17 protein-coding genes are annotated in these 20,966 nt (G+C 33.1%); 5 read left to right on the top strand and 12 right to left on the bottom strand.

What is annotated here, in order from left to right; translation table 11 throughout:
* Positions 1-5: 5 nt before the first annotated feature.
* Together AC2A1C_RS06480 and AC2A1C_RS06485 are read right to left on the bottom strand one after the other, a co-directional pair.
* The gene (locus AC2A1C_RS06480) at positions 6-419 is read right to left on the bottom strand and encodes a DUF6146 family protein (protein WP_484024526.1); all 414 of its coding nucleotides are present in this window, start codon (positions 417-419) and stop codon (positions 6-8) included.
* 15 nt (positions 420-434) lie between these two features.
* On the bottom strand, positions 435-1,631 hold the full coding sequence (locus AC2A1C_RS06485; RefSeq protein ID WP_484024528.1) for an endonuclease/exonuclease/phosphatase family protein: 1,197 nt from the start codon (positions 1,629-1,631) through the stop codon (positions 435-437).
* Positions 1,632-1,854: 223 nt separating this feature from the next.
* Here AC2A1C_RS06485 and AC2A1C_RS06490 point away from each other — a divergent pair, with 223 nt between their 5' ends.
* From AC2A1C_RS06490 to pth, 5 genes are all read left to right on the top strand, one after another.
* Entirely contained in the window at positions 1,855-4,695 is a 2,841-nt protein-coding gene (locus AC2A1C_RS06490) for a carboxypeptidase regulatory-like domain-containing protein (protein ID WP_484024530.1), read from the top strand.
* Between the two features lie 34 nt (positions 4,696-4,729).
* Entirely contained in the window at positions 4,730-6,757 is a 2,028-nt protein-coding gene (locus AC2A1C_RS06495) for a DUF5689 domain-containing protein (protein WP_484024532.1), read from the top strand.
* A 147-nt stretch (positions 6,758-6,904) separates the two neighbouring features.
* On the top strand, positions 6,905-10,252 hold the full coding sequence (gene mfd / locus AC2A1C_RS06500) for a transcription-repair coupling factor (RefSeq protein WP_484024534.1): 3,348 nt from the start codon (positions 6,905-6,907) through the stop codon (positions 10,250-10,252).
* A gap of 49 nt (positions 10,253-10,301) precedes the next feature.
* Positions 10,302-11,141 (top strand): hypothetical protein, encoded by an 840-nt coding sequence (locus AC2A1C_RS06505; protein ID WP_484024536.1) that lies wholly within the window; start codon positions 10,302-10,304, stop codon positions 11,139-11,141.
* Positions 11,142-11,144: 3 nt separating this feature from the next.
* A complete protein-coding gene (gene pth, locus AC2A1C_RS06510) occupies positions 11,145-11,708 on the top strand; it encodes an aminoacyl-tRNA hydrolase (RefSeq protein WP_484024538.1) in 564 nt (187 codons plus the stop codon).
* Position 11,709: 1 nt separating this feature from the next.
* Here the strand turns inward: pth and AC2A1C_RS06515 are convergent, their stop codons facing one another.
* The 10 genes from AC2A1C_RS06515 to AC2A1C_RS06560 form a co-directional block, all read right to left on the bottom strand.
* Positions 11,710-13,305, bottom strand: coding sequence for a SulP family inorganic anion transporter (locus AC2A1C_RS06515; protein ID WP_484024540.1), 1,596 nt, complete (start codon positions 13,303-13,305; stop codon positions 11,710-11,712).
* Between the two features lie 125 nt (positions 13,306-13,430).
* A complete protein-coding gene (locus AC2A1C_RS06520) occupies positions 13,431-13,724 on the bottom strand; it encodes a hypothetical protein (RefSeq protein WP_484024542.1) in 294 nt (97 codons plus the stop codon).
* Positions 13,725-13,745: 21 nt separating this feature from the next.
* Entirely contained in the window at positions 13,746-14,414 is a 669-nt protein-coding gene (locus tag AC2A1C_RS06525; protein WP_484024544.1) for a carbonic anhydrase, read from the bottom strand.
* 162 nt (positions 14,415-14,576) lie between these two features.
* A complete protein-coding gene (locus AC2A1C_RS06530; RefSeq protein ID WP_484024546.1) occupies positions 14,577-15,131 on the bottom strand; it encodes a serine acetyltransferase in 555 nt (184 codons plus the stop codon).
* Between the two features lie 39 nt (positions 15,132-15,170).
* The gene (locus AC2A1C_RS06535) at positions 15,171-16,322 is read right to left on the bottom strand and encodes a glycosyltransferase (RefSeq protein WP_484024547.1); all 1,152 of its coding nucleotides are present in this window, start codon (positions 16,320-16,322) and stop codon (positions 15,171-15,173) included.
* Positions 16,323-16,886, bottom strand: coding sequence for an acyltransferase (locus AC2A1C_RS06540; RefSeq protein WP_484024549.1), 564 nt, complete (start codon positions 16,884-16,886; stop codon positions 16,323-16,325).
* Positions 16,883-18,052, bottom strand: coding sequence for a glycosyltransferase (locus AC2A1C_RS06545; protein ID WP_484024551.1), 1,170 nt, complete (start codon positions 18,050-18,052; stop codon positions 16,883-16,885). The genes AC2A1C_RS06540 and AC2A1C_RS06545 overlap by 4 nt, the downstream gene beginning before the upstream one ends.
* Positions 18,053-18,061: 9 nt before the next feature.
* Positions 18,062-19,123, bottom strand: coding sequence for an acyltransferase family protein (locus tag AC2A1C_RS06550; protein WP_484024553.1), 1,062 nt, complete (start codon positions 19,121-19,123; stop codon positions 18,062-18,064).
* A complete protein-coding gene (locus tag AC2A1C_RS06555) occupies positions 19,110-20,132 on the bottom strand; it encodes a glycosyltransferase family 2 protein (protein ID WP_484024555.1) in 1,023 nt (340 codons plus the stop codon). The genes AC2A1C_RS06550 and AC2A1C_RS06555 overlap by 14 nt, the downstream gene beginning before the upstream one ends.
* On the bottom strand, positions 20,129-20,935 hold the full coding sequence (locus AC2A1C_RS06560; RefSeq protein WP_484024557.1) for a glycosyltransferase family 2 protein: 807 nt from the start codon (positions 20,933-20,935) through the stop codon (positions 20,129-20,131). The genes AC2A1C_RS06555 and AC2A1C_RS06560 overlap by 4 nt, the downstream gene beginning before the upstream one ends.
* Between the last annotated feature and the right edge of the window lie 31 nt (positions 20,936-20,966).

Here is a 20,966-nt window from a genome sequence, read left to right on the forward strand (position 1 = left end):
CTCTTTTATCGAACGTCAGTTTGGCTTAAACCATTAAGCCGCAGTCCGTATTTCCATTGTACATAGGCAAAAACCTGATAGAGTTTATACTCAAACTTGATTCCGTAATTTTCCTGAGGATTATAATCAATAGAGCTTTCTATAATATTACGGTACCTTCCGGAATAAAAGTAAGAATTCCATTCATTTACAAGAAATGTATTTCTATTCTTGAGATATGATTCGGAATACATGTTAATGGGTTTTGCTATGGCATTCAAAAAATAATTGTACTGTGTATCCAAAACGTCTAAATCCCATTCTCCATCTTCATTTTTTTGCGGCACTATCTCGCTTTTCGCATCTTTATCTGCAACAGGTTTTTTGCTGGTACATCCAAAAAGCAAGAGCATTGAAAGTATGAAAAGAAACCTTTTCATGATCTACATTTTTAATTATTTCACAATATCACGTTGTAAAACTACAAACGCCGGAAAGTGATCGCTATAACCTCCTGTGAAACGGTCTCCGTCCCAAGAACGCAAAGGATATCCTTTCCATTGTCCTTCCGAATTTTTGAGATAATCCGGTGCATATATTTCTGCCTTGTATACAGAATAACGGTTTGGATCTTTGTCCAAAACCAAATTTTCAGAAACAATGATTTGGTCAAACAAATTTGGTGCATCACGATATGCTAAAGAAGCAACTCCCTTTTTAAAAGGTTTGTACATCAAATTGAAATATGGATAATCATCAGAAAGCTGACTTTCTTCTCCAACTGCCTTTAAATAATTTTTAAGACTTGGACTTATAGGATCGTCATTAAAATCTCCCATTGCAAAAAGTTTTACATTCGGGTCTTGCTTTCGGAATTTGTCCATTTCTTCTCTTAAAGCAACTGCTGCAGCATTTCTTTTAGCCATTGAAATAGCTTCACCACCTCTTCTTGAAGGCCAGTGGTTCATAAAAACCGCTATTCTTTCACCATCAAGAATTCCGTATGCTATAAGAATATCACGAGTATATTCCCGATTTCCCTCCTCATTGAAGAGTTTAAGTTCTTTTTTGTAAGTTTTAATAGGTGTAAATCTTTTTTTCTGATAAATAAGAGCAACATCTATTCCCCGATAGTCATAAGAATTAAAATGAATAATTCCATAATCTCCTTTTGCTAATGCAGGCTGTTTAATGATATCAGCAACTACATTTCTGTTTTCTACTTCTATCAATCCTACAATTACAGGTAATGTATGGGTGTATTGTGTTCCTAATTCGGAAATTACTTTTGCAGAATTTTCAAGTTTTTTTTGATATACTTCTGCTGTATAGTTTTTAGGACTGTTTGGTGTAAAATCAGTATTGGAACCTTGGCTGCGAATTACTTTTTTACCAATAAGAAGAGAATCGCTCCATTGTCCATGATAGTCTTCTGTAGTTTCAAGATATTTTAAAGAATCTACCGGAACACTTCTATGGAATTTCGGATCAGAAATTGAAAGAGTACCATCAATATAATCGGCAGAAGGATAAATATCCCATAAGTTTTCTACATTATAAAAGCCGATTGTGGCAGCAAGTTTCATTTTTTTGTTTTGCGAATAGATACTTACTGACAGTAACAAGATAGCAAATAAGAATATTTTTTTCATTATGATAAATATAAATGACAAAAATAGTTTTTTTGAAAATATGAATGCTACTTTTTTAATTCAAAGTTTTTTAATTAACATGCTAAAAGTATGCTAATTATATTGTATGTCATTGCTTAATAACTTTTTATTAACTTAAAAAAAAATCTTAATATTTGTTAAAATATATTTACATTTGCCGAAACAGAATTTTTATAAAAAAAAGAGAAAAATTGTAGACTGTATGATTAAAAAACTTTCATTACTCTCATTTTTTATAGTGTTCTCTACGAGTATTTTATGGGCGCAAACTACAGTTTTTGCCTATGTAAAAGATGCTTCCGGGAATATAGTAGAAAATGCTGATGTAGATTTGAGCGGACAAGACTTGCGAGTATCTACCGATAAAATAGGATACTTTCAGTTTGTAGATTTAAAACCAGGAAGTTACCAGGTTATTATTTCTAAAATTAATTTTGAAACAAAGGTAGTGACCTTTGATGTCGCAAATGAAAAGCGAAAAGATCTTGGCGTAATTCAGTTAAATACCGCTACAGCTGTTTCAGATAGCGGAGTTACTATTTTAGATGATGCATCATCCGATGATGATGAAAGCTCTATGCAGCCTACAGTAGGACTTTTGAATTCCGGTAGAGATGCGTTTTCAAGAACTACGGCTTTTGAATTGGGAGCATATTGGTTTCGTGCAAGAGGTGTAGATAATCGTTATAATGACATCCTTTTTAATGGAGTTCCAATGTCTAAAAGTGACGATGGTAGAATTGATTTTTCTGATTGGGGAGGTCTTAATGATATTACAAGATATCCTTATGAATCCGTTGAAAACATTTCACCATCGGATTACATATATGGAAATTTAGGAGGTGTTGTATATTATAATACTCGGGCTTCTTCCTTTAGAAAAGGAGTTTCTTTATCGTATTCTATCACCAATAGAAGTTATGATCATAGAGTAATGGCAACTTATTCTACTGGTTTATCCAAAAAAGGATGGGCATTTACTTTTTCCGGAAGTAGAAGATGGGCAGAAGAAGGTGTGATAGATGGAACCCAACAAGATAGCTATGCTTATTTTGCAGCCATAGAAAAACAATTCGGGAGCAATCATGCTATTAATTTAACAGCTTTTGGGGCTCCGACATATAGAGCATCAAACAGCCCAAATACTCAGGAAGTATTTGATTTGATGGGAAAAGATTATAATTCCTATTGGGGATGGCAAAATGGGGAGAAAAGAAATGAAAGAATTAGAAAAACTTTTGAACCCGTGTTTCAACTTTCACATTACTGGAAGATGGGTAAAAAATCAAAATTGAATACTACTGTTTCATACCAATTTGGTGCTGATAAAAGAGGTAGGTTAGATTGGTTTAATGCGACTAATCCATCTCCAACATATTACAAAAATTTGCCAAGCTGGAAGGCAATTGAAAATTTTTTCCCTACCGATTTAGCAAGTGATGGGGGTGTTCAGATGACAAGCAATGAGCTTGAGATATATAATGCACGCTATGAAAATTATGCTAATGAATGGAGAACCGGAGCAATCAGAACCCAGATTGACTGGAATAATCTTTATCATCAAAATTATAATAGAAACTTAGAGGGCAAGAATGCAATGTACTATACAGTTCAAGATGTGAATGATGACAAAACATGGAATATTAATTCACATTTTGATACACAACTTGCATCCAACTGGAAATTGAATGTCAATTTTAATTATCAAAAATTGAAATCTGATAATTTTAGAAGACTAAATGATCTGCTTGGAGCAAATTATGCTTTGAATCAGGATGATTATGATTTTCAAGGATTAAATAATTATGGCTCTTATAATGTAGATGATCCTGAAAAAAAGGTATATGAAGGAGGAAGAATGGAGTATAATTATATGCTTTATAGAGATACATATACAGGAAATATCTCTACTAATGTTACACTTAACAGATGGAATATAACAGGATCTGTAAATATAAATTATTCAGAGTCTCAAAGAGAAGGAATGTACAGACATTATCTTTATATGAACAGTTCTAAAGGGAAAAGTAAAATATACGATTCTTGGGATTTTGGACTAAAAGGTAGAATAGAATATAGATTGGATGGAAAGAACTTCATTGTGTATGATGGAGCATTTTTTACTTTAGCCCCTACATTTAATGAAATTTTTATCAGTCCAAGATTATCTAATATTCTTACGCCAAAACTAAACAGCCAAATTATTAATTCAAACGATTTAAGTTATATTCATAGAGGGCAGATTCTGAAACTGAGACTTTCCGGATATTATACTACCATTAGTAAAGCAACTGAAATTTCCAGATATTATGCACAAGGAATCGCAGCAAACGAATTGCCATCAGCAGGTGGAGATTTTTTTGTAGCAGAAGTTTTATCCAATGTTGATAAAAGATATATAGGAGGCGAATTTGGAGCAGAAATAAAAGTTTCTCCAACATTCTCTGTAAATGCAGTAGCAAGTTATGGACAATTTGTATATACCAATAATCCTAACGTCTTCTATACTTCAGATCGTGTCAATAACGGAACTATTCAGGATCTTGGTTCTGCATATATTAAAAACTACAAAGTAGCGGGTACTCCACAACAAGGGTATTCATTAGGATTGAGATATAATTCACCAAAATTTTGGTGGGTAGGAGTTTCAGGAAATTATCTTGCGGCCAATTATTTGGATTTTTCTGTAATACCAAGAACTTCAAATTTTATTTATGTACCAGGTTCTCAGGTTACGTATGATAATGTTACGGAGCAGAATGTGAGAACATTATTAAGACAAAAAAGATTCGAAGACCAATTTATGTTGAATGCTAATGCAGGCAAATCATTCCTAATAGGAAAATACAGAATGGGAATAAGCGTTACTGTGAATAATATTCTGGATAACAGAAATTATGTTACCGGTGGTTTTGAACAAGGAAGAAATGCTAATTTCGAAGATTCTTATAAAGATTCATTATTACCAGTTGGACTATTTACCCCTAAATTATGGTATGATAGAGGATTGTCCTATTTTGCTAATGTTTATTTAAGATTCTAACCCCATAATTAATTTTTAAAAAATAAAAAAATATATGAAAACCTTTCAACTTATTAAAACACTTTTATTTGCCTTTGTACTTTTGGCATTTAATACAGGTTGTGTTCATGATGATGAATATGACATTCCTCCTATCGAATGTGCAGACTTTAACAATACCATAAAAATAGCAGATCTAAAAGCTATGTATAACAACGGGATTGTACCGGTTGTAAAAATTAGTAACGATCTTATTTTGGAAGGATATGTTTCCTCTTCTGATGAAACTGGAAATATCTATAAAACGATTTATATTCAGGATGCTCCGGAAAATCCAACCCAAGGTCTTACTATTAGTGTAAATGCAACAGATACTTATGGAAAATTTCCGGTTGGTTCTAAAATTTTTATCAAACTTAAAGATTTATATATTGGGCAGTACGGAGGTGTCATCCAGCTTGGAGGTTTAGAAGTAGATGAAAGCGGAAATAATTCTTTTGGAAGAATATCATCCGATCAATACGAGCAAAAATTCTTCAAAAGCTGTGAGCCACTTAAAAAAATAGTACCATTAACAATTTCTATAGGATCTTACAATGATAATTTGATTGGAGCTTTAGTGGAAATTAAAGATGTTCAATTTGTAAGTGGAGTTATATGTTCTTCATATGCTTTTGAAGCTACAACAGTGAATAAAAACATTGAAAACTGCGCAGGAAATACAATCATAGTAAGAAATAGTGGATATTCTACTTTCTGGAATGTTACTGTTCCATCTGGAAAAGGGTCAATTGTAGCGATTTTAAGTAAATTTAATACTGACTATCAGCTTTATCTGAGAGATACAAATGATACTGCAGGAATGAAAGGAGCAAGATGCGATGGAACAACGCCAAGTTGCGAACCACCAGCTGATAATGCCAATATTCAGGATCTTAAAAATAAACTTTCAGGTTCTCTTACTCAGATTACAGAAGATTTAAATGTTACAGCAACAGTAACAGCTAATGATGATACAGGTAATTTATACAAAATGGTATATCTTCAGGATGAAACAGGAGGTATTCGTTTAAGACTTAACAGAACTAATTTATACCTTGATCCGAAATTTAAAGTTGGGGCGAAAGTTACTATTGCTGCAAAAGATTTATATGTTGGATTAAGTGGTGGAGAAATACATCTTGGAGCACTTTATCAAGGAGCTATTGGTAATATTGAAGATAATCAAATCAATATTCGTGTTTTTGATAATAAATCAAATGCACCATTACAACCAACAGTTATCAACATTCAAAATTCACCGAGTTTAGATGCATCTGTAGGTAAATTAGTAAAGTTTGAGAATGTAGAATTTGCAGATTCAAGCACGGAACAACCTTATGCTACTACATCAGATACTAACAGAACTTTTAAAGATTGTAATGGAAATACCATGATAGTTAGAACAAGTAGTTTTGCCACTTTTAAAAGTCAAACCACACCAACAGGAAAAGGAACACTTACAGGTATTTTAAGTGTATTCAACGGTACTTATCAGGTTTGGTTAAGAACACCTAACGAAGTAATAATGGACGGCAATAGATGTGATGGTTCTGCTCCGGCTCAAACAATTTTCTTTGATGGATTTACCAATCTTGCAAATTGGACAACTGTGAATGTAACCGGAGCGCAAGTTTGGAATGTTCAAAATTTTGGAAACCCTTCTCCTTGTGCAGTAATGAATGGATTTGCAAGTGGAAGCAATAATGCAAACGAAGATTGGCTGATCTCTAAAGAAATTAGTTTAACTGGGTACACAAATTATAATGTAAGTTTTGAAACGGATGGAAGATTTACAGGTGATCCTTTAAAAGTATATGTTACAGATAATTATACTGGAAATCCTGCTACTACAACTTGGACGGAGCTCAATCCTATTTTGGATACAGTACTTACTTCGTATGGACAATGGACTAGTTCCGGAAATTTGAATTTAAATTCTTTTGCTGGAAAAAATGTTAGAGTTGCATTCAAATATACATCTACAAGTTCAGCTGGAACTGGATGGGAAGTAGATAATTTCAAAGTAAAAGGAAGTAAATAAAAATACTTTCCAAAAAAAATAATAAAAACAGTCTCATATTGAGGCTGTTTTTTATTTCCATTTCTCCCAAAAATATTCCCTATTTTTGCATTGAAAAACGGTTTCGGAAAATCCCGAAATCGCATTCTTGTTTTTATACACTTCGATATGCAACTGAAAACAATCAATGAAACTCTGCTTCAGGATTTACTACATAAAAATTTTGGAAAAGAAATTTTTGAAAACTTTGAAAAACATCAGCATATTTCTGTAAAAGGAAGTGCTGGTTCTTCAGTTTCTCTTTTTATAACCGAACTTTTTCTTACCCGTCAGAAAACTATACTATATCTTTTGGATGACAAGGAAAAAGCACTATATGCGGATACAGAAATAGAGGATTTTTTAGGAAAAGAACAGGTACTTTATTTTCCGGCAACTCATCTTGATCCTTATCAAATTGAGAAAACGCAAAATGCCAATTTAGTTCTAAGAACAGAGGTTCTCAACAGACTTACTTCTGAAAAATCTCCCAAAATAATTGTGGCTTATGCAGGTGCTCTTTCGGAAAAGGTATTGAAGAAAGAAGATTTCAAAGCTATTTCTTTAAAAATAAAAATGGGAGACCACATCAATTTTGATATTGCTGAAGAATTGATGGAAAAATATAATTTTCATCAAACTGATTTTGTTTCCGAACCGGGAGAATTTTCTGTAAGAGGTGGTATTGTAGATATTTTTTCCTATTCCAGCGAAGTTCCGTATCGAATCGCTCTTTTCGGAAATGAAGTAGAAAGTATCAAAACTTTCGATATCGAAACTCAACTTTCCAAGGATAAAGTAGAAGAGTTCGAACTGGTTTCGAATATGAATTTTGTAACTTCCGGAAATAAAATTTCTCTTTTTGAACTTCTGCCAAAAGATAGCTTCATAATTACTGACGATGGATCTTCTTCTATTCAGAAAATTAAAAATTTTTATCAAAAAGCGGAAGAAAAATTTGAAACCTTCAGCAAGGATATTAATCACAGCAAGCCATCAGAACTTTTTATTTCAGAAGATATATTCATACAGGGGCTAAAAAATTTTTCGACGATTGATTTTGGAACTTTTCAGATTAATGAATTATCGTCCTTTGAAGTGAAGCTAAACCAAACACCACAACCATCATTTCACAAAAATTTTGAGCTTCTTGCAGAAGATTTAAAAACTAAAAAAGAAGAAAGTTATGAAATCTGGATTTCCTTTTCTTCGGAAAAGCAAAAAGAACGTTTGGAAAGTATTTTTGAAGAACTAAATCATGAAGTTTTATTTAGGTCTTTTAAATCTGATCTTCATGAAGGTTTTGTCGATCAGAATTACAAAATTTCTGTATATACAGATCATCAGATTTTTGATCGTTTTCAGCGATATAAGGCAAAAAACAGTTTCGCAAAATCTGAACAATTAACATTAAAAGATTTAATGTCTCTGAAAATCGGAGATTATATTGCCCATATCGATCATGGAATTGGCAAATTCATGGGATTGGTAAAAGTGAATAATGATGGCAAAATTCAGGAATGTTTCAAGCTCAATTATAAAAATGGAGATTTATTGTATGTGAGTATTCATTCGCTTCACAAAATTTCAAAATACAATGGACCTGAAGGAAAAGAAATTATCCTTAGCAAGCTCGGTTCACCAGCTTGGAAATCATTAAAACAGAAAACCAAAGCGAAAGTAAAGCAGATTGCTTTTGATTTGATAAAACTTTATGCTCAGAGAAAAACCGCAAAAGGATTTCAATATTCTCCGGATTCTTATTTGCAAAATGAGTTGGAAGCAAGTTTTCTTTATGAAGATACTCCGGATCAGGAAAAAGCGACTTTCGATATAAAAAAAGATATGGAAGCCGAAACAGTAATGGATCGTTTGATTTGTGGAGATGTTGGTTTCGGGAAAACGGAAGTAGCAATAAGAGCAGCCTTCAAAGCTGCGACAGACGGAAAGCAGGTTGCGGTTTTGGTACCGACTACGATTTTGGCGTTTCAGCATTACAGAAGTTTTAGAGAAAGGTTGAAAGAATTTCCGGTAAATATTTCTTACCTAAACCGATTTCGCACAGCCAAACAAAAATCTGAAACTTTGGAGGGTTTAAAAAACGGAAAATTGGATATCGTAATTGGTACACATCAATTGGTTTCGGATAATGTGAAATTCAAAGATTTAGGTTTGTTGATAATTGACGAAGAACATAAATTTGGCGTTTCCGTAAAAGACAAGCTCAAAACTTTCAAAACGAATATTGATACTTTAACACTAACGGCAACACCAATTCCAAGAACTTTACAATTTTCTTTAATGGCGGCAAGAGATTTGTCGGTCATTAAAACTCCACCACCAAATCGGCAACCTGTAGAAACACAAATTACAGGTTTTAACGAAGAAATTCTGAGAGACGCTATTTCCTATGAAATCCAAAGAGATGGTCAGGTATATTTCATAAATAATAGAATTGAAAACCTGAAAGATATCGCCGGATTGATTCAAAGATTGGCTCCGGATGCTAAAGTGATTACAGGACACGGCCAAATGGATGGAAAACAGCTTGAGCAAAACATTCTGGATTTTATGGAAGGGAAGTATGATGTTTTGGTTTCTACCACAATTGTAGAAAGTGGAGTAGATGTCCCGAATGCAAATACTATTTTCATCAATGATGCTCAAAGATTTGGATTGGCAGACCTTCATCAGATGCGTGGAAGAGTGGGAAGAAGCAACAGAAAAGCATTTTGCTATCTTATTACACCTCCTTTTGATATGATTACTTCCGATGCAAGAAAACGCTTGGAAGCCATCGAACAATTTTCGGATTTGGGAAGCGGTTTCCAGATTGCGATGAAAGATTTGGAAATTCGTGGAGCAGGAGATTTACTGGGTGCAGAGCAAAGTGGCTTTATTAATGAAATGGGTTTTGAAACGTATCAAAAACTGATGCAGGAAGCTCTGGAAGAACTAAAAGATGATGAAAGTTTTGAAAATCTTTTTGAAAATGAAGAAGAACGTCAGAAACTTTTTAAAACCACGAAAGATGTCAATATTGATACGGATTTAGAACTGATGCTTCCGGATTATTATGTGAGTTCTACAGAAGAACGTCTGTCCTTATACCAAAAGCTGGCGGAAATTCCGAATGAAAAGGAACTTCAAAATTTTGAAAATGAATTAAAAGACCGTTTTGGAGACTTACCTAAAGAAGCGGTGAACCTCTTAAAATCAGTAGAGCTGAAATGGCTGGCTGCCGAAATTGGCTTCGAAAAACTTGTCGTGAAAAACGGAGTTTTCTTGGGATATTTTCCGGGAAATCCTCAAGATAAATTTTATCAAAGTGAAAAATTCCGAAAAATTATAGCTTATCTTACACAAAATCCTGCCGAAGCTACGTTAAAAGAGAAGAATAATCAGCTTATGATGCGTAAAGATGCTGTAAAAAATGTAGATGAAGTAAACCGTATCTTAATGAAAATGTTAGAATAAGCCGACTTTTTCAAATTTTTAATTATTACATTTGCAACAAATTAACACAATGAAAAACTTTTTTTTAATTTTTGTATTGTCTATTGGAGCTTTTGCGGTTTCTTCTTGTGAAGCAAAAAGAGATGTTAATGGAGATTTGCTTATTGGTTTAGAAGAAATTCCTTCTGATGGAGGAAGCAATACATCTGCCAGATTATTGAAAAAGATTATTTCTCATACTAAAGATGAGGAAACTGGAGAATGGGAAGATGAAACCCTTATTTTTAATTATTCAAATAATAAGTTAATTGGTTATTCTGATGTAGCATCCGGAGAATCATTACTTATTGAGTACAATAGTTCTAATAAAATTTCTAAAATTTCGTCAGGTGTAGATTTTGTTTCAAATTTTCAGTACTCTGGAAATACTCTTTCAAAAGTTACAACAACAGTTGCAGGAATAAGCAAACTTACTGCTTCTTTTACTTTCAACGGAAGTAAATTAGCAAAATCAATAATAATATTAGAAGGTATTTCAATTCCAACAAAAGGATATACAGAAGATAACTATGAATATTCTGGTAATAATATTGTGAAAGACGTTACAACAGCTGGCGTTTATGATCCAATTACAGGAGAACTTCAAATATCTCCTGAAGTAATAACAGGAGTTTATGAATATGATAATAAGAATTCCCCATATTCACTTCTACCGAAGGAATTTTTACTTTATTTTGCTAGTCTTTCACAACAGACAGCCTTTTATCATTCTTTAAATAACCCATTGAAAACGGCAATTAAAATAGGCACAAGTACGGAGACCACAATTACTAGTTATACATATGATTCTAAAAACTATGTAAAAAAGGCAACTTCTGGAGATGAATATATTATTTATGAATACCAATAATTTATGAAATATCTTATCGTCGGTATCGGCAATAAAGGAGAACAATATACAGAAACCCGGCATAATGTCGGGTTTAAAATTGCGGATAAAATTGCCGAAACAATAGAAGCACCTTTTAAGACGGCTAATTTCGGATGGATGGCAGAAGGAAAATATAAAGGCAGAAAAGTTTTTATTTTAAAACCGGATACGTATGTCAATCTTTCCGGAAATGCAGTACGATATTGGATGCAGAAAGAAAATATTCCTTTGGAAAATCTTCTTGTAGTTACAGATGATTTAGCTCTTCCTTTCGGAACATTAAGAATGAAAGGAAAAGGTTCTGATGCGGGACATAATGGTCTTAAAAATATACAGCAGGTTCTCAATACACAGAATTATTCCCGATTACGTTTTGGGATATCTTCAGAATTTTCTGCCGGAAAACAAGTAGACTATGTTTTAGGAGAATGGAATGATGAAGAAAAAGAAAAACTTTCCGAAAGAATCGGAAAGTTTTCTGAAGCGGCATTATCTTTTGTTTTTGCAGGATTGCAGAATACAATGGCAACTTTTAATGGGAAATAATTTATATTGCTCTTCTGTGTGTAATAACAATATGGGAGTTTTCATCATCTTCATATTCTTTATATGATGTTCGGAAGCCTAAAAGCTCCACTTCGATATCTTCCTCTTTGGCTCGCACATTGGCAAAATCCTGAATCATTTCCAGAACGTCCGTTGCAATATAGGATGTAGATTTTGCATCAATGGTAACTTTTGATCCGGCTTTCACATTTTTTAATGTTTTTTTGATGGCGGCTTTATTCAGGAAGGAAACTTCTTCTGCCAGTTTGATAGTGAATTCATCAGTGTCATTCAGTTGCTCTCTGCTTAGATAGTAAGCTCTTTTCATATTTCCCTGAAGAATGTAGAAAATGGAAATTAATAATCCTATTCCAACTCCTTTCAATAAATCTGTCGCAACTACAGCAACTACAGTTGCTAAAAATGGAATAAACTGATATTTTCCGTTATTCCAAAAATGTTTGAATGTACTAGGTTTTGCTAATTTGTAGCCTACCAATATCAACACAGCTGCTAATGTTGCAAGAGGGATCAGATTTAATAAAAATGGAATGGAAAGCACACAAATCAATAATAATAACCCATGCAAAATAGTTGATAATTTGGAAGTAGCACCTGCATTTGCATTTGCGGAGCTTCTTACAACTACAGAAGTCATGGGCAACCCTCCGATTACAGAACTTACAATATTCCCGATTCCTTGTGCTTTTAGTTCACGATTAGTATCTGTGATTCTTCTTCTTACATCCAATCGGTCAGACGCTTCAATACACAATAAAGTTTCGATAGAAGCAACAATCGCAATAGTAGCACCCACAATCCAAACTTTAGGATTTACAAAACCTGTAAAATCCGGTAAAGTAATGAGACCTTTAAAATCATTTAATGTTTTTGGAATCGGTAAAGAAACCAAATGCTCAGAGCCAATTGCTAATGAACTTCCGGAAATTTTAAATAATTCATTCATTACCATTCCTGCGATGACGGCAACTAAAGCTCCCGGAAGCATTTTTAATTTTTTCAGGGCGGGAATGTTGTCCCAAGCTAAAAGAATTGCCACCGAAACTAACGTGATAACAACAGCTCCTAAATGAATAGCATCAAGTAATTCTGTGAAATATCCGAAATTAAGACCTTTATCAAAAATAGCTTCATGGCCTTCATAATCTTTATCGAAGCCTAAAGCGTGCGGAATTTGTTTTAAAATAATGATAATTCCAATACCAGCAAGCATTCCTTCAATTAGATTATTCGGGAAATAATTGGAGATACTTCCTGCTCTTACAAATCCTAAAATCAATTGAATAATTCCTGCTATAATTCCTGCACAAAGGAAAAGTTCAAAAGCTCCCAAATCTGTAATTGCAGTAAGTACAATTGCTGTTAAACCAGCAGCAGGACCAGAAACTGAAATGTTGGAATTGCTGATATATCCAACTACAAGACCTCCTACAATTCCTGCGATAATACCCGATAAAGGCGGTGCTCCTGACGCTAAGGCAATACCTAAACAAAGTGGTAATGCAACTAAAAATACGACTAAACCAGAAGGAAAATTTTCTTTAATCCCTCCAAACAAAGATTTTGCTTTTTTCATGATTGTGAATAATTGTCTGTTTTTTTGACAAATAAATACTCGTCAAAAAACATTTTTTGAAATTTTTAATAAAATTTTAGAAAGAAAATTTGGAAAACAAAACCGTTTTCCGTTGAAATCAGAAATTAAACTTCCGGAGGAGGCGAAAATATGGAAAGGTAAGGAGAACAATGAATACTTTCATCTATCCTTACAAAAGGCTTCTCAAGCAAGTCTGCTTCGCAAAATTTCAGATAATCATAGACATCCAGAATTTTGGGAATAGTTTTTTCGTAAACAACGAAACTTGGTGCATGGTTTTCTTCTTCATTAATTGTTACATCCATTTGCGGCAAATCCCAACCAAATACTGTGGCTATTCCCGGAAGTGCCGTAAAATTGAGAAAAACAAACAATGTAAAAATACTCCAAAGTTTCATAATGAATTGTTTTTGATGAGGTTACTCTTTTTTTCTGCTCATCACCCAATCAGAATCCGTAAGGTCATAGATCTTTTGAATGTCTTTCAAAGTTTTTTCGAAATCAATTTCCAAATCAATGATTTTTCCGGTTCTTAAATCAAATACCCAACCGTGCACAATAGGATATTCTTCCAAAATGTAGCGTTCCTGAACGCAAGCCATTTTGGTCACGTTGATGCATTGCTCCTGAACATTAAGCTCAACAAGCCTGTCATAACGTTTTTTTTCATCTTCGATAGAATCTAATTCTTGCTGATGCAAGCGATACACATCACGAATATTTCTCAACCAAGGATTCAGTAATCCTAAATCTTGAGGCGTCATTGCTGCTTTCACACCTCCGCAATTGTAATGGCCACAAACAATAATGTGCTTCACTTTCAGATGTTCTACAGCATACTGAATAACCGCAGTAGAACTCATATCTAAAGTATTCACCACATTGGCAATATTTCTGTGTACAAAAACTTCACCCGGTTTAGCTCCCATCAGTTCTTCTGCTGTTGCACGACTGTCTGAACAACCAATGTAAAGGTAATCCGGATTTTGCGTTTTGGCAAGCTCATGAAAGTACTCAGGATCTTGAGCAAGTTTAGACTCTACCCATTTTTTGTTGTTTTCGAAAATAACTTTATACGACTGTGACATAAAAATAAAATTTTAAAAAGGTTATAATTATTTATTTCGTTAAAATTATTTCCAGTGTTGATAGATTGCATCAATAATCGTACAAAAGTAATAATTAGGGTGCGAAAAAATGAAGATTTAACAAAGTTTAATATTTTTCAAAAAGTGAATTTTTCGAAAGTATTAATAAATTGTATTGTTGATATATCCTTCCGTAGCATTTTCTTTAGGAGAGATGGTCGCTGGATTTCCCATAACCACAGAATTGGAAGGGACATTAAAATTCACATAAGAATTGGGAGCGATCAAGACATTATTGCCAATGGATATTCCACCTACAATCACTGCGTTTGGTCCGATCCATACTTTGTCACCGATTTCTGGTGCACCTTCATTTTTACCACGATTTTGTTGGCCAATGGTAACACCTTGTGCAATATTGCAGTTTTTTCCGATTTTAGTTTTTGGATTGATGACTAAACTTCCCCAATGTCCCAGATAAAATCCTTCTCCAATTTTAGTTTCAGGATAGATCTGAAATCCATATTTAATTTGATGATGCCTCAAAACCATTCTCCAAAAAATTCCTATTATCGATTTTTTAGGATAGCGTTGGCATTTTCTGAAAATATAGATATAATGGAGATTCGGATTGATGCATTTTTTCCATATTTCTACCGGAGAAAGCCATTTTCCACTTTCCCGATAAAAGTCTTTTTGTATGGTAGAGTATTTCATTTTATGGAAGTTTTAGAAAAGAATATTAGTTTTTTAATTTTAGAGTTCATCTATAATTTTCATAATGGAATGTACAGAATTTTCAAGATTGAAAGGCATCGCATAATTTTGAAAATTATTTTGATATTCTGCAAATATTTGCGACTCTGTTAAAGCCTTTTTCATTCCTACATATATTCCTTCTTCAGAATTTTCGGTAATAAGACCGAGTTTCCCATTTTCCAGCATTTCCCTCACACCGGAAACGTCAGTAGCGATAATATTTTTTTTCAGTGTAATGGCTTCAAAAAGCACAGTTGGAAAGCCTTCATATCGCGAACTTAAAATATAAAAATTCGCATTTTTGAAATAAGGGTAAGGATTATCCGTAAAACCAAGCATGGTGGCAGTTTGATCCACTCCAAGTCCGGTTTTTAATTTTTTGATATTTTCAAAATCATATCCGTCACCAACAATTAAAATTTTGTGATGAAACCCTTCATCCAATAGTTTTTTGTGCACTTTCAAAAGCCTGTCAAAACCTTTTTGTGGAAATACAGTTCCTACAGAAATAAAAGTGGGAACATCTTTATCGAATGCATATTTCTCAACCGGAAATTCAGATTTTTTTAATATTTCATTTGTATCCAGTGGATTGTAAATACGAATGATCTTATTTTTTTCAGCATCATCTTTTGCTAAATTCATGAAAAGATGTTCGATTTTTTCCGAAATCACCATTATTTTATCAAAACCAAAAAATTTCAGGATTTCGGAATCGTTATATCCTTTCACCTGAGAAAGATCATTATGAATCCACATAATTTTTTTAGATGATTTTATAGGAGAACTCAAGATCTCATCTCTCATCCCATGAATGGCAGCAAATTCTATATCATATTTTTTATTTTTTAAAATTCTTTTATAGAGCCAATTCGGAAATTTTTTCAACAAGTATTCGTAAATTACTCTTTTTGCTTTTTTGGGAATATCTTTTGGACGGTTGGTAGTAATCATTTCGCCCTTATGCAGATAAAAAACCGTAATCCAATTTGGAACTTCGGGAAGATATTTTCCGGAATGAAGATTCAGAAGAAGATCAACTTCATATTTGTCCGATGGAATGTTTTTTAGAAAAGTGACCAGCACTTTTTCTGCACCACCATGACGCAAAGAACCTATTCTGATAAGGATTTTCTTTTTTTGTGACATTTATTTTCTTACAGGTTTATAGATATGGGGCAGATTTTCCTTAATATAAGCATCCAGTTTTGGACGGTTAAGCTCCAATTCTCGAGGATACATCACATTGTTTTCTAAAGCTCTGTCTCCATATTCCTCAATAGTACAAATGAATTTTGCCGGAACTCCTGCATATACAGAATTATCGGGCATGGAAGAATTGAGAAGTGAGCCGGCTCCCAAAATGCAATTATTGCCCATCTGTGATCCGGGAAGAAAAATGCAATCATTTCCCACAAAGCAATTTTTTCCAATTTTTACTCTGCTGAAGTTTCGAGCATCTTCGTATTTTTTCATGCTTCGGATGGTGTACATAGCTCCATCATGAGTAATAAATTTGCAACCAGCGGTGATTTTCGTGTTATCTCCAATTTCAATAAGATAAGGTTCTGAACCAAAATCCGGAGCCTCAATGAAAATTACATTTTTTCCTACTTTCAAACCTCTGGATTTACAATTTTCAATATAGGCTTTATCATAGATATTTTGCCATATGGTATGGATCTTCAATATAATTCTGTAAAGGAAATTCATTGATTATTTTCTACTAATTTAACAATAATATTTTCAACAGCGTCGAAAATTTTCTGGTTATCAAACTGCTTTTCAGAGTTTTTTAAATTTTCCTGTATCTCTGAAATAAGATGAGAATCGGTCATGAATTTTTTCATGGCATCATACATTTCGAAAATTTCATAATGGATGAGGTATCCATTTTTCTGATGCTCGATCATTTCCGGAATTCCGCCAACATTGGTCGAAATAATTGGCTTTTGCAAGATCAGAGTATCTGCAATTATCAACGGCCAACCTTCAGATTCTGAAGGCATAATGAAAAAATTTGCATTTTTCACATAAGGATACGGATTCAGTAGTGAACCAAGAAAAACAAATGAACCTTCTACATTCAGATTTTTTGTAAGTTTTTCAAGATTTTCCCTTTCTTCTCCATCACCGATTACAAATATTTTATGTGGAAAACCATCCTTTAAAAGTTGGGCATGAGCTTCCATTAATTTGTGATGCCCTTTTCTGGAATGCAGCCTTCCAACTGTAACAAAAACAGGATGTTCGGTTTCAAAATCAGGTTTGAATTCCAACGCTTTTTCCTTCAATTCTTCTATCGGAATTGCATTTAAAATAACTTGATTTTCAGGTAATTTAATATCGGGGTAGGTTTTCAATAAAATATCTTTTGTCTGCTGAGAACCAAAAATAAAATAATCAAATTTTGGAATTTGGTTTAGAATCAGAGGAACGGCAGGCTGTAGCTTCGGAAAAGTAATATCGGAATGAAACCATCCTATTTTTTTAGATTTTTTGTTGGAAGAGTTCAGAACATCTGAAAACATGGTATATCCGGTTGCAATTTCTACATCAGCATTATTTTTTAAAATAAATCTGTCCGGAATTATGGGAAATTTCTGATATACAAATAATTTCATTCTTCGAAATGCTAATGCAAGATTATTTAGAAACTTGTTTTTAGGAAAATCTTCTTTTCCTTTTGCTAAAGTTTTAAAAGGAATATCTTTTGGTATATCATTTCGTAATTCTCCCTGAAAAAGATTGAGAGACAGGGAGATATCAAATTTTTGTTTATTCAGGTTGTTCAGCATACTTAAAAGAACTTTTTCCACACCTCCCATTTCCATGGAACGATGTCGGAAAAGTACTTTTATTTTTTTTTCTTTCTTCATATCGCTTTTTTACTTTTTTCCGAATTTTTTCCGAATCAGATGATTCATCGGTTCTTCAATATAAGTGAATAAAATGATGGAAATAATGTTTAGTAAAATAAAGATAATCAATTTGTTGCTGCTAATGTAATCATTAATGAAAATTGAAATGAAACCTTTATGAATAAGATAAAAAATGTAAGAACTTTTGCCCAGCAAAACAAATATCGGGCTTCCCAATATTTTCTGAACAAAAGTTTTTTCATGGATGAGCCCCCAAAGTAAAGGCCCGATTCCTAAAACGGAAAGAAAAATCATTTCAGAAGCACGCCCAAAATCACTTTTAAAATTGTAAAAACTGGCAGCGTAATGTTTCCCAACAAGATATACCATGATAAAAAATGCTCCGAACCAAGTAACCCAATTTTTTTTGAATCTTATATTCTTTTTCAGCATTAGATAAGCCAATCCAATTCCTGCAAAAAATTCAAAAATATAGGTGGAAATATTTTTTTGCATAAAACCCCAAATATTTTCGGGAATTTGGCTAAAATATTTCAAGGATGTTCCGAACAAAAATATAAGTATCGGCAAAACAATAATCCACCATTTGTTTTTTCGGGCAAGAATAAAATAAAACGGAGCTGTAAAATAAAACATTTCTTCCAGTGTAAGTGTCCATCCTTGCGGAATTCCCGCCTGAACGTATTTTTCAAAAACAGCTTTGGTCATGGTAAACGAAAGAATGGCTTCAATGGTTTTTTCAGAATTCCAGAAATTATTTTGAAAAAACCAAACCAGAAAAACGGCAGCCGTAATTAGAAAATACATCGGATATATCCTTGCAACACGATTTACCATATATTTTTTGAAGTGGATAGGATAATCATTGAAATAGCGGTAAGTAATTAAAAATCCGCTGAGTACAAAAAACATATCCACACCTATGTGAAATTCCCAAATGATCTTTTTCAAAAATTCAGGATATTTCGGATTGCCGAATGGTGTAAAATGATATACGAAAATCATCCATGCAGCAATAGTACGATAACCGGTAAGAGCAGGAAAAAATTGTTTATCAGTTTTCAACATTGCAACCTATTTCTTTGTAATGCTTTTTGAAATTTTCCACCCATTTTTTCCATTCTGTTTTGTTTGTTTTTTTGCCCAAAAATTTTTCAAAATAGTCTAAGGAAAAATCTTTCGGAAAATTTTGCATTGCATCAAAATCACCTTTGTACCAGGCTTCATTCATGTGATGATTGAATATATTGACATCAAACTCATTTCCATATTGATGATACGAATTGGTAGCAGAACTCTGAAAAGTGGTTTTCAGAGCTTCATCTTTCAGACGGGAAATAAAATTTTTATTTTTTTTATTTTTCCTGTAAAACACAGAAGCATTGATGAGTTGTCTTTTTTCATCAACTTTCCCATGCATGTTTTTCCAAATTTCCAGCCAGTATTCTTTTTTGTAAAGCCCCATCAAAATGGAATTCAGTGACCAATATTTTCGGCGGGTTTCATTGTCTACTTTTCCAAGTTTGTAGAGGATCGTAAAAAATTTAAAATGATTATAAAAATAGGCTTCCATGATCTTTTCTGTGCTCAAGAAAAAATTTTTCGGAATGGTAGCATTGATGTTGGTGCTAATGCTTTGGATTTCAAGGCTCTTATCATCAATAAAATTTCCCAGCCAACCTAATTTCAAAAGATAGATCTCCCATTTTTTGCAATCTGAAACCAGTTCGTCCAGATCAATTTTTCTAGTAAACCAAACATCATCTTCCGTCATAATAAAATATTCCGAAGCGTTTTTTGCTGCTTCGATCCAAAAATCCGTTGGAATTTCAAAACCGTTTATTTCTTTTCCGGTTTCCAGATTTTCCTGAACAGCTTTGATTTTTTGAGGATAAGAATTTGATTTTAATATCGTGATTTCCGGATATCTATTCTGAATTTTTTCCAGATATTTCTCTGCGGTTCCATCATCCAAAACCGTAATTTTAAAATCTCCTGATACCAGTTTGTACACTGAGGAAATACAACGATCTAAATAATACGGGCGATTAAAAGATTTAATAAAAATATCTGTCATCCGAACTTTCTTAATAATTTTGCAAAGATAGTATTCTGTTTTCGGAAAATAAACTCTGGTAGATTATCAATTTCAGAAATATTTTTACCATAAAGTCTGGAAATATTTCTGCGGTGGAGCGTATCCAAAATTACGGAATGCCAGTTTTGGTTCAGTTTTCCTTTTTTGGATTTTTCTTGGGAAACCCCTTTTTCGTGTAAGCGGTATAGATAGAGTGGTTTTTTTAGAAATTTAAAATTTCCTTTTTCATATATCTTCAGATATAGATCTTGGTCTACTGCCGAGGTCAGTTTAGGATTTATTCCGGAGGTTTTGTCATAGGCAGATTTTCGGAATGTAAAAAAATGATTGGCTTCGAGAAAAATATTGAAAAACAGTTGGTCGTTGTTTTTTATTTGCCTCGAAGAAGTGAACATTTTATTTGGGATCAATGCGTTATCACACAATTGAAATTGGGAATATACCACAACGATTTTCTCAGAATGATAATTTTTGAGAATATCTTGTATTGCATTTTCTGTAATGGCATCATCCGGATCTACAAATCCACAAATTTCTCCTGTTGCATTTTGTACACATTTTCTTTTGGTAAAACCCACTCCCATATTTTCTTCATTTCTAAAAATCTTTATACGAGTATCATCTTTTGTCCATTCTTTTATTTTTTCGAATGAGCCATCATTGGAGCAATCATCTACAAGAACGATCTCGAAATTCTTATAAGTCTGATTCAAGATGCTTTGGTAGCATTCTTTGAAATATTCGTAATTATTATAATGGGCAATAAGAATAGAAAAAACCATTCAAAAAAAATTTAGCTCAAATTTAAAAAAA

This window comes from Chryseobacterium sp. HNCC26DJ241 (genome assembly GCF_057180505.1).

Coding starts and splice junctions, on each gene's coding strand:
- pth (WP_484024538.1), top strand. CDS start 11,145: ATGAAATATCTTATCGTCGGTATCGGCAATAAAGGAGAACAATATACA.
- AC2A1C_RS06545 (WP_484024551.1), bottom strand. CDS start 18,052: ATGAAGAAAGAAAAAAAAATAAAAGTACTTTTCCGACATCGTTCCATG.
- AC2A1C_RS06550 (WP_484024553.1), bottom strand. CDS start 19,123: ATGTTGAAAACTGATAAACAATTTTTTCCTGCTCTTACCGGTTATCGT.
- mfd (WP_484024534.1), top strand. CDS start 6,905: ATGCAACTGAAAACAATCAATGAAACTCTGCTTCAGGATTTACTACAT.
- AC2A1C_RS06505 (WP_484024536.1), top strand. CDS start 10,302: ATGAAAAACTTTTTTTTAATTTTTGTATTGTCTATTGGAGCTTTTGCG.
- AC2A1C_RS06525 (WP_484024544.1), bottom strand. CDS start 14,414: ATGTCACAGTCGTATAAAGTTATTTTCGAAAACAACAAAAAATGGGTA.
- AC2A1C_RS06555 (WP_484024555.1), bottom strand. CDS start 20,132: ATGACAGATATTTTTATTAAATCTTTTAATCGCCCGTATTATTTAGAT.
- AC2A1C_RS06535 (WP_484024547.1), bottom strand. CDS start 16,322: ATGTCACAAAAAAAGAAAATCCTTATCAGAATAGGTTCTTTGCGTCAT.
- AC2A1C_RS06480 (WP_484024526.1), bottom strand. CDS start 419: ATGAAAAGGTTTCTTTTCATACTTTCAATGCTCTTGCTTTTTGGATGT.
- AC2A1C_RS06520 (WP_484024542.1), bottom strand. CDS start 13,724: ATGAAACTTTGGAGTATTTTTACATTGTTTGTTTTTCTCAATTTTACG.
- AC2A1C_RS06540 (WP_484024549.1), bottom strand. CDS start 16,886: ATGAATTTCCTTTACAGAATTATATTGAAGATCCATACCATATGGCAA.
- AC2A1C_RS06495 (WP_484024532.1), top strand. CDS start 4,730: ATGAAAACCTTTCAACTTATTAAAACACTTTTATTTGCCTTTGTACTT.
- AC2A1C_RS06530 (WP_484024546.1), bottom strand. CDS start 15,131: ATGAAATACTCTACCATACAAAAAGACTTTTATCGGGAAAGTGGAAAA.
- AC2A1C_RS06485 (WP_484024528.1), bottom strand. CDS start 1,631: ATGAAAAAAATATTCTTATTTGCTATCTTGTTACTGTCAGTAAGTATC.
- AC2A1C_RS06515 (WP_484024540.1), bottom strand. CDS start 13,305: ATGAAAAAAGCAAAATCTTTGTTTGGAGGGATTAAAGAAAATTTTCCT.
- AC2A1C_RS06560 (WP_484024557.1), bottom strand. CDS start 20,935: ATGGTTTTTTCTATTCTTATTGCCCATTATAATAATTACGAATATTTC.
- AC2A1C_RS06490 (WP_484024530.1), top strand. CDS start 1,855: ATGATTAAAAAACTTTCATTACTCTCATTTTTTATAGTGTTCTCTACG.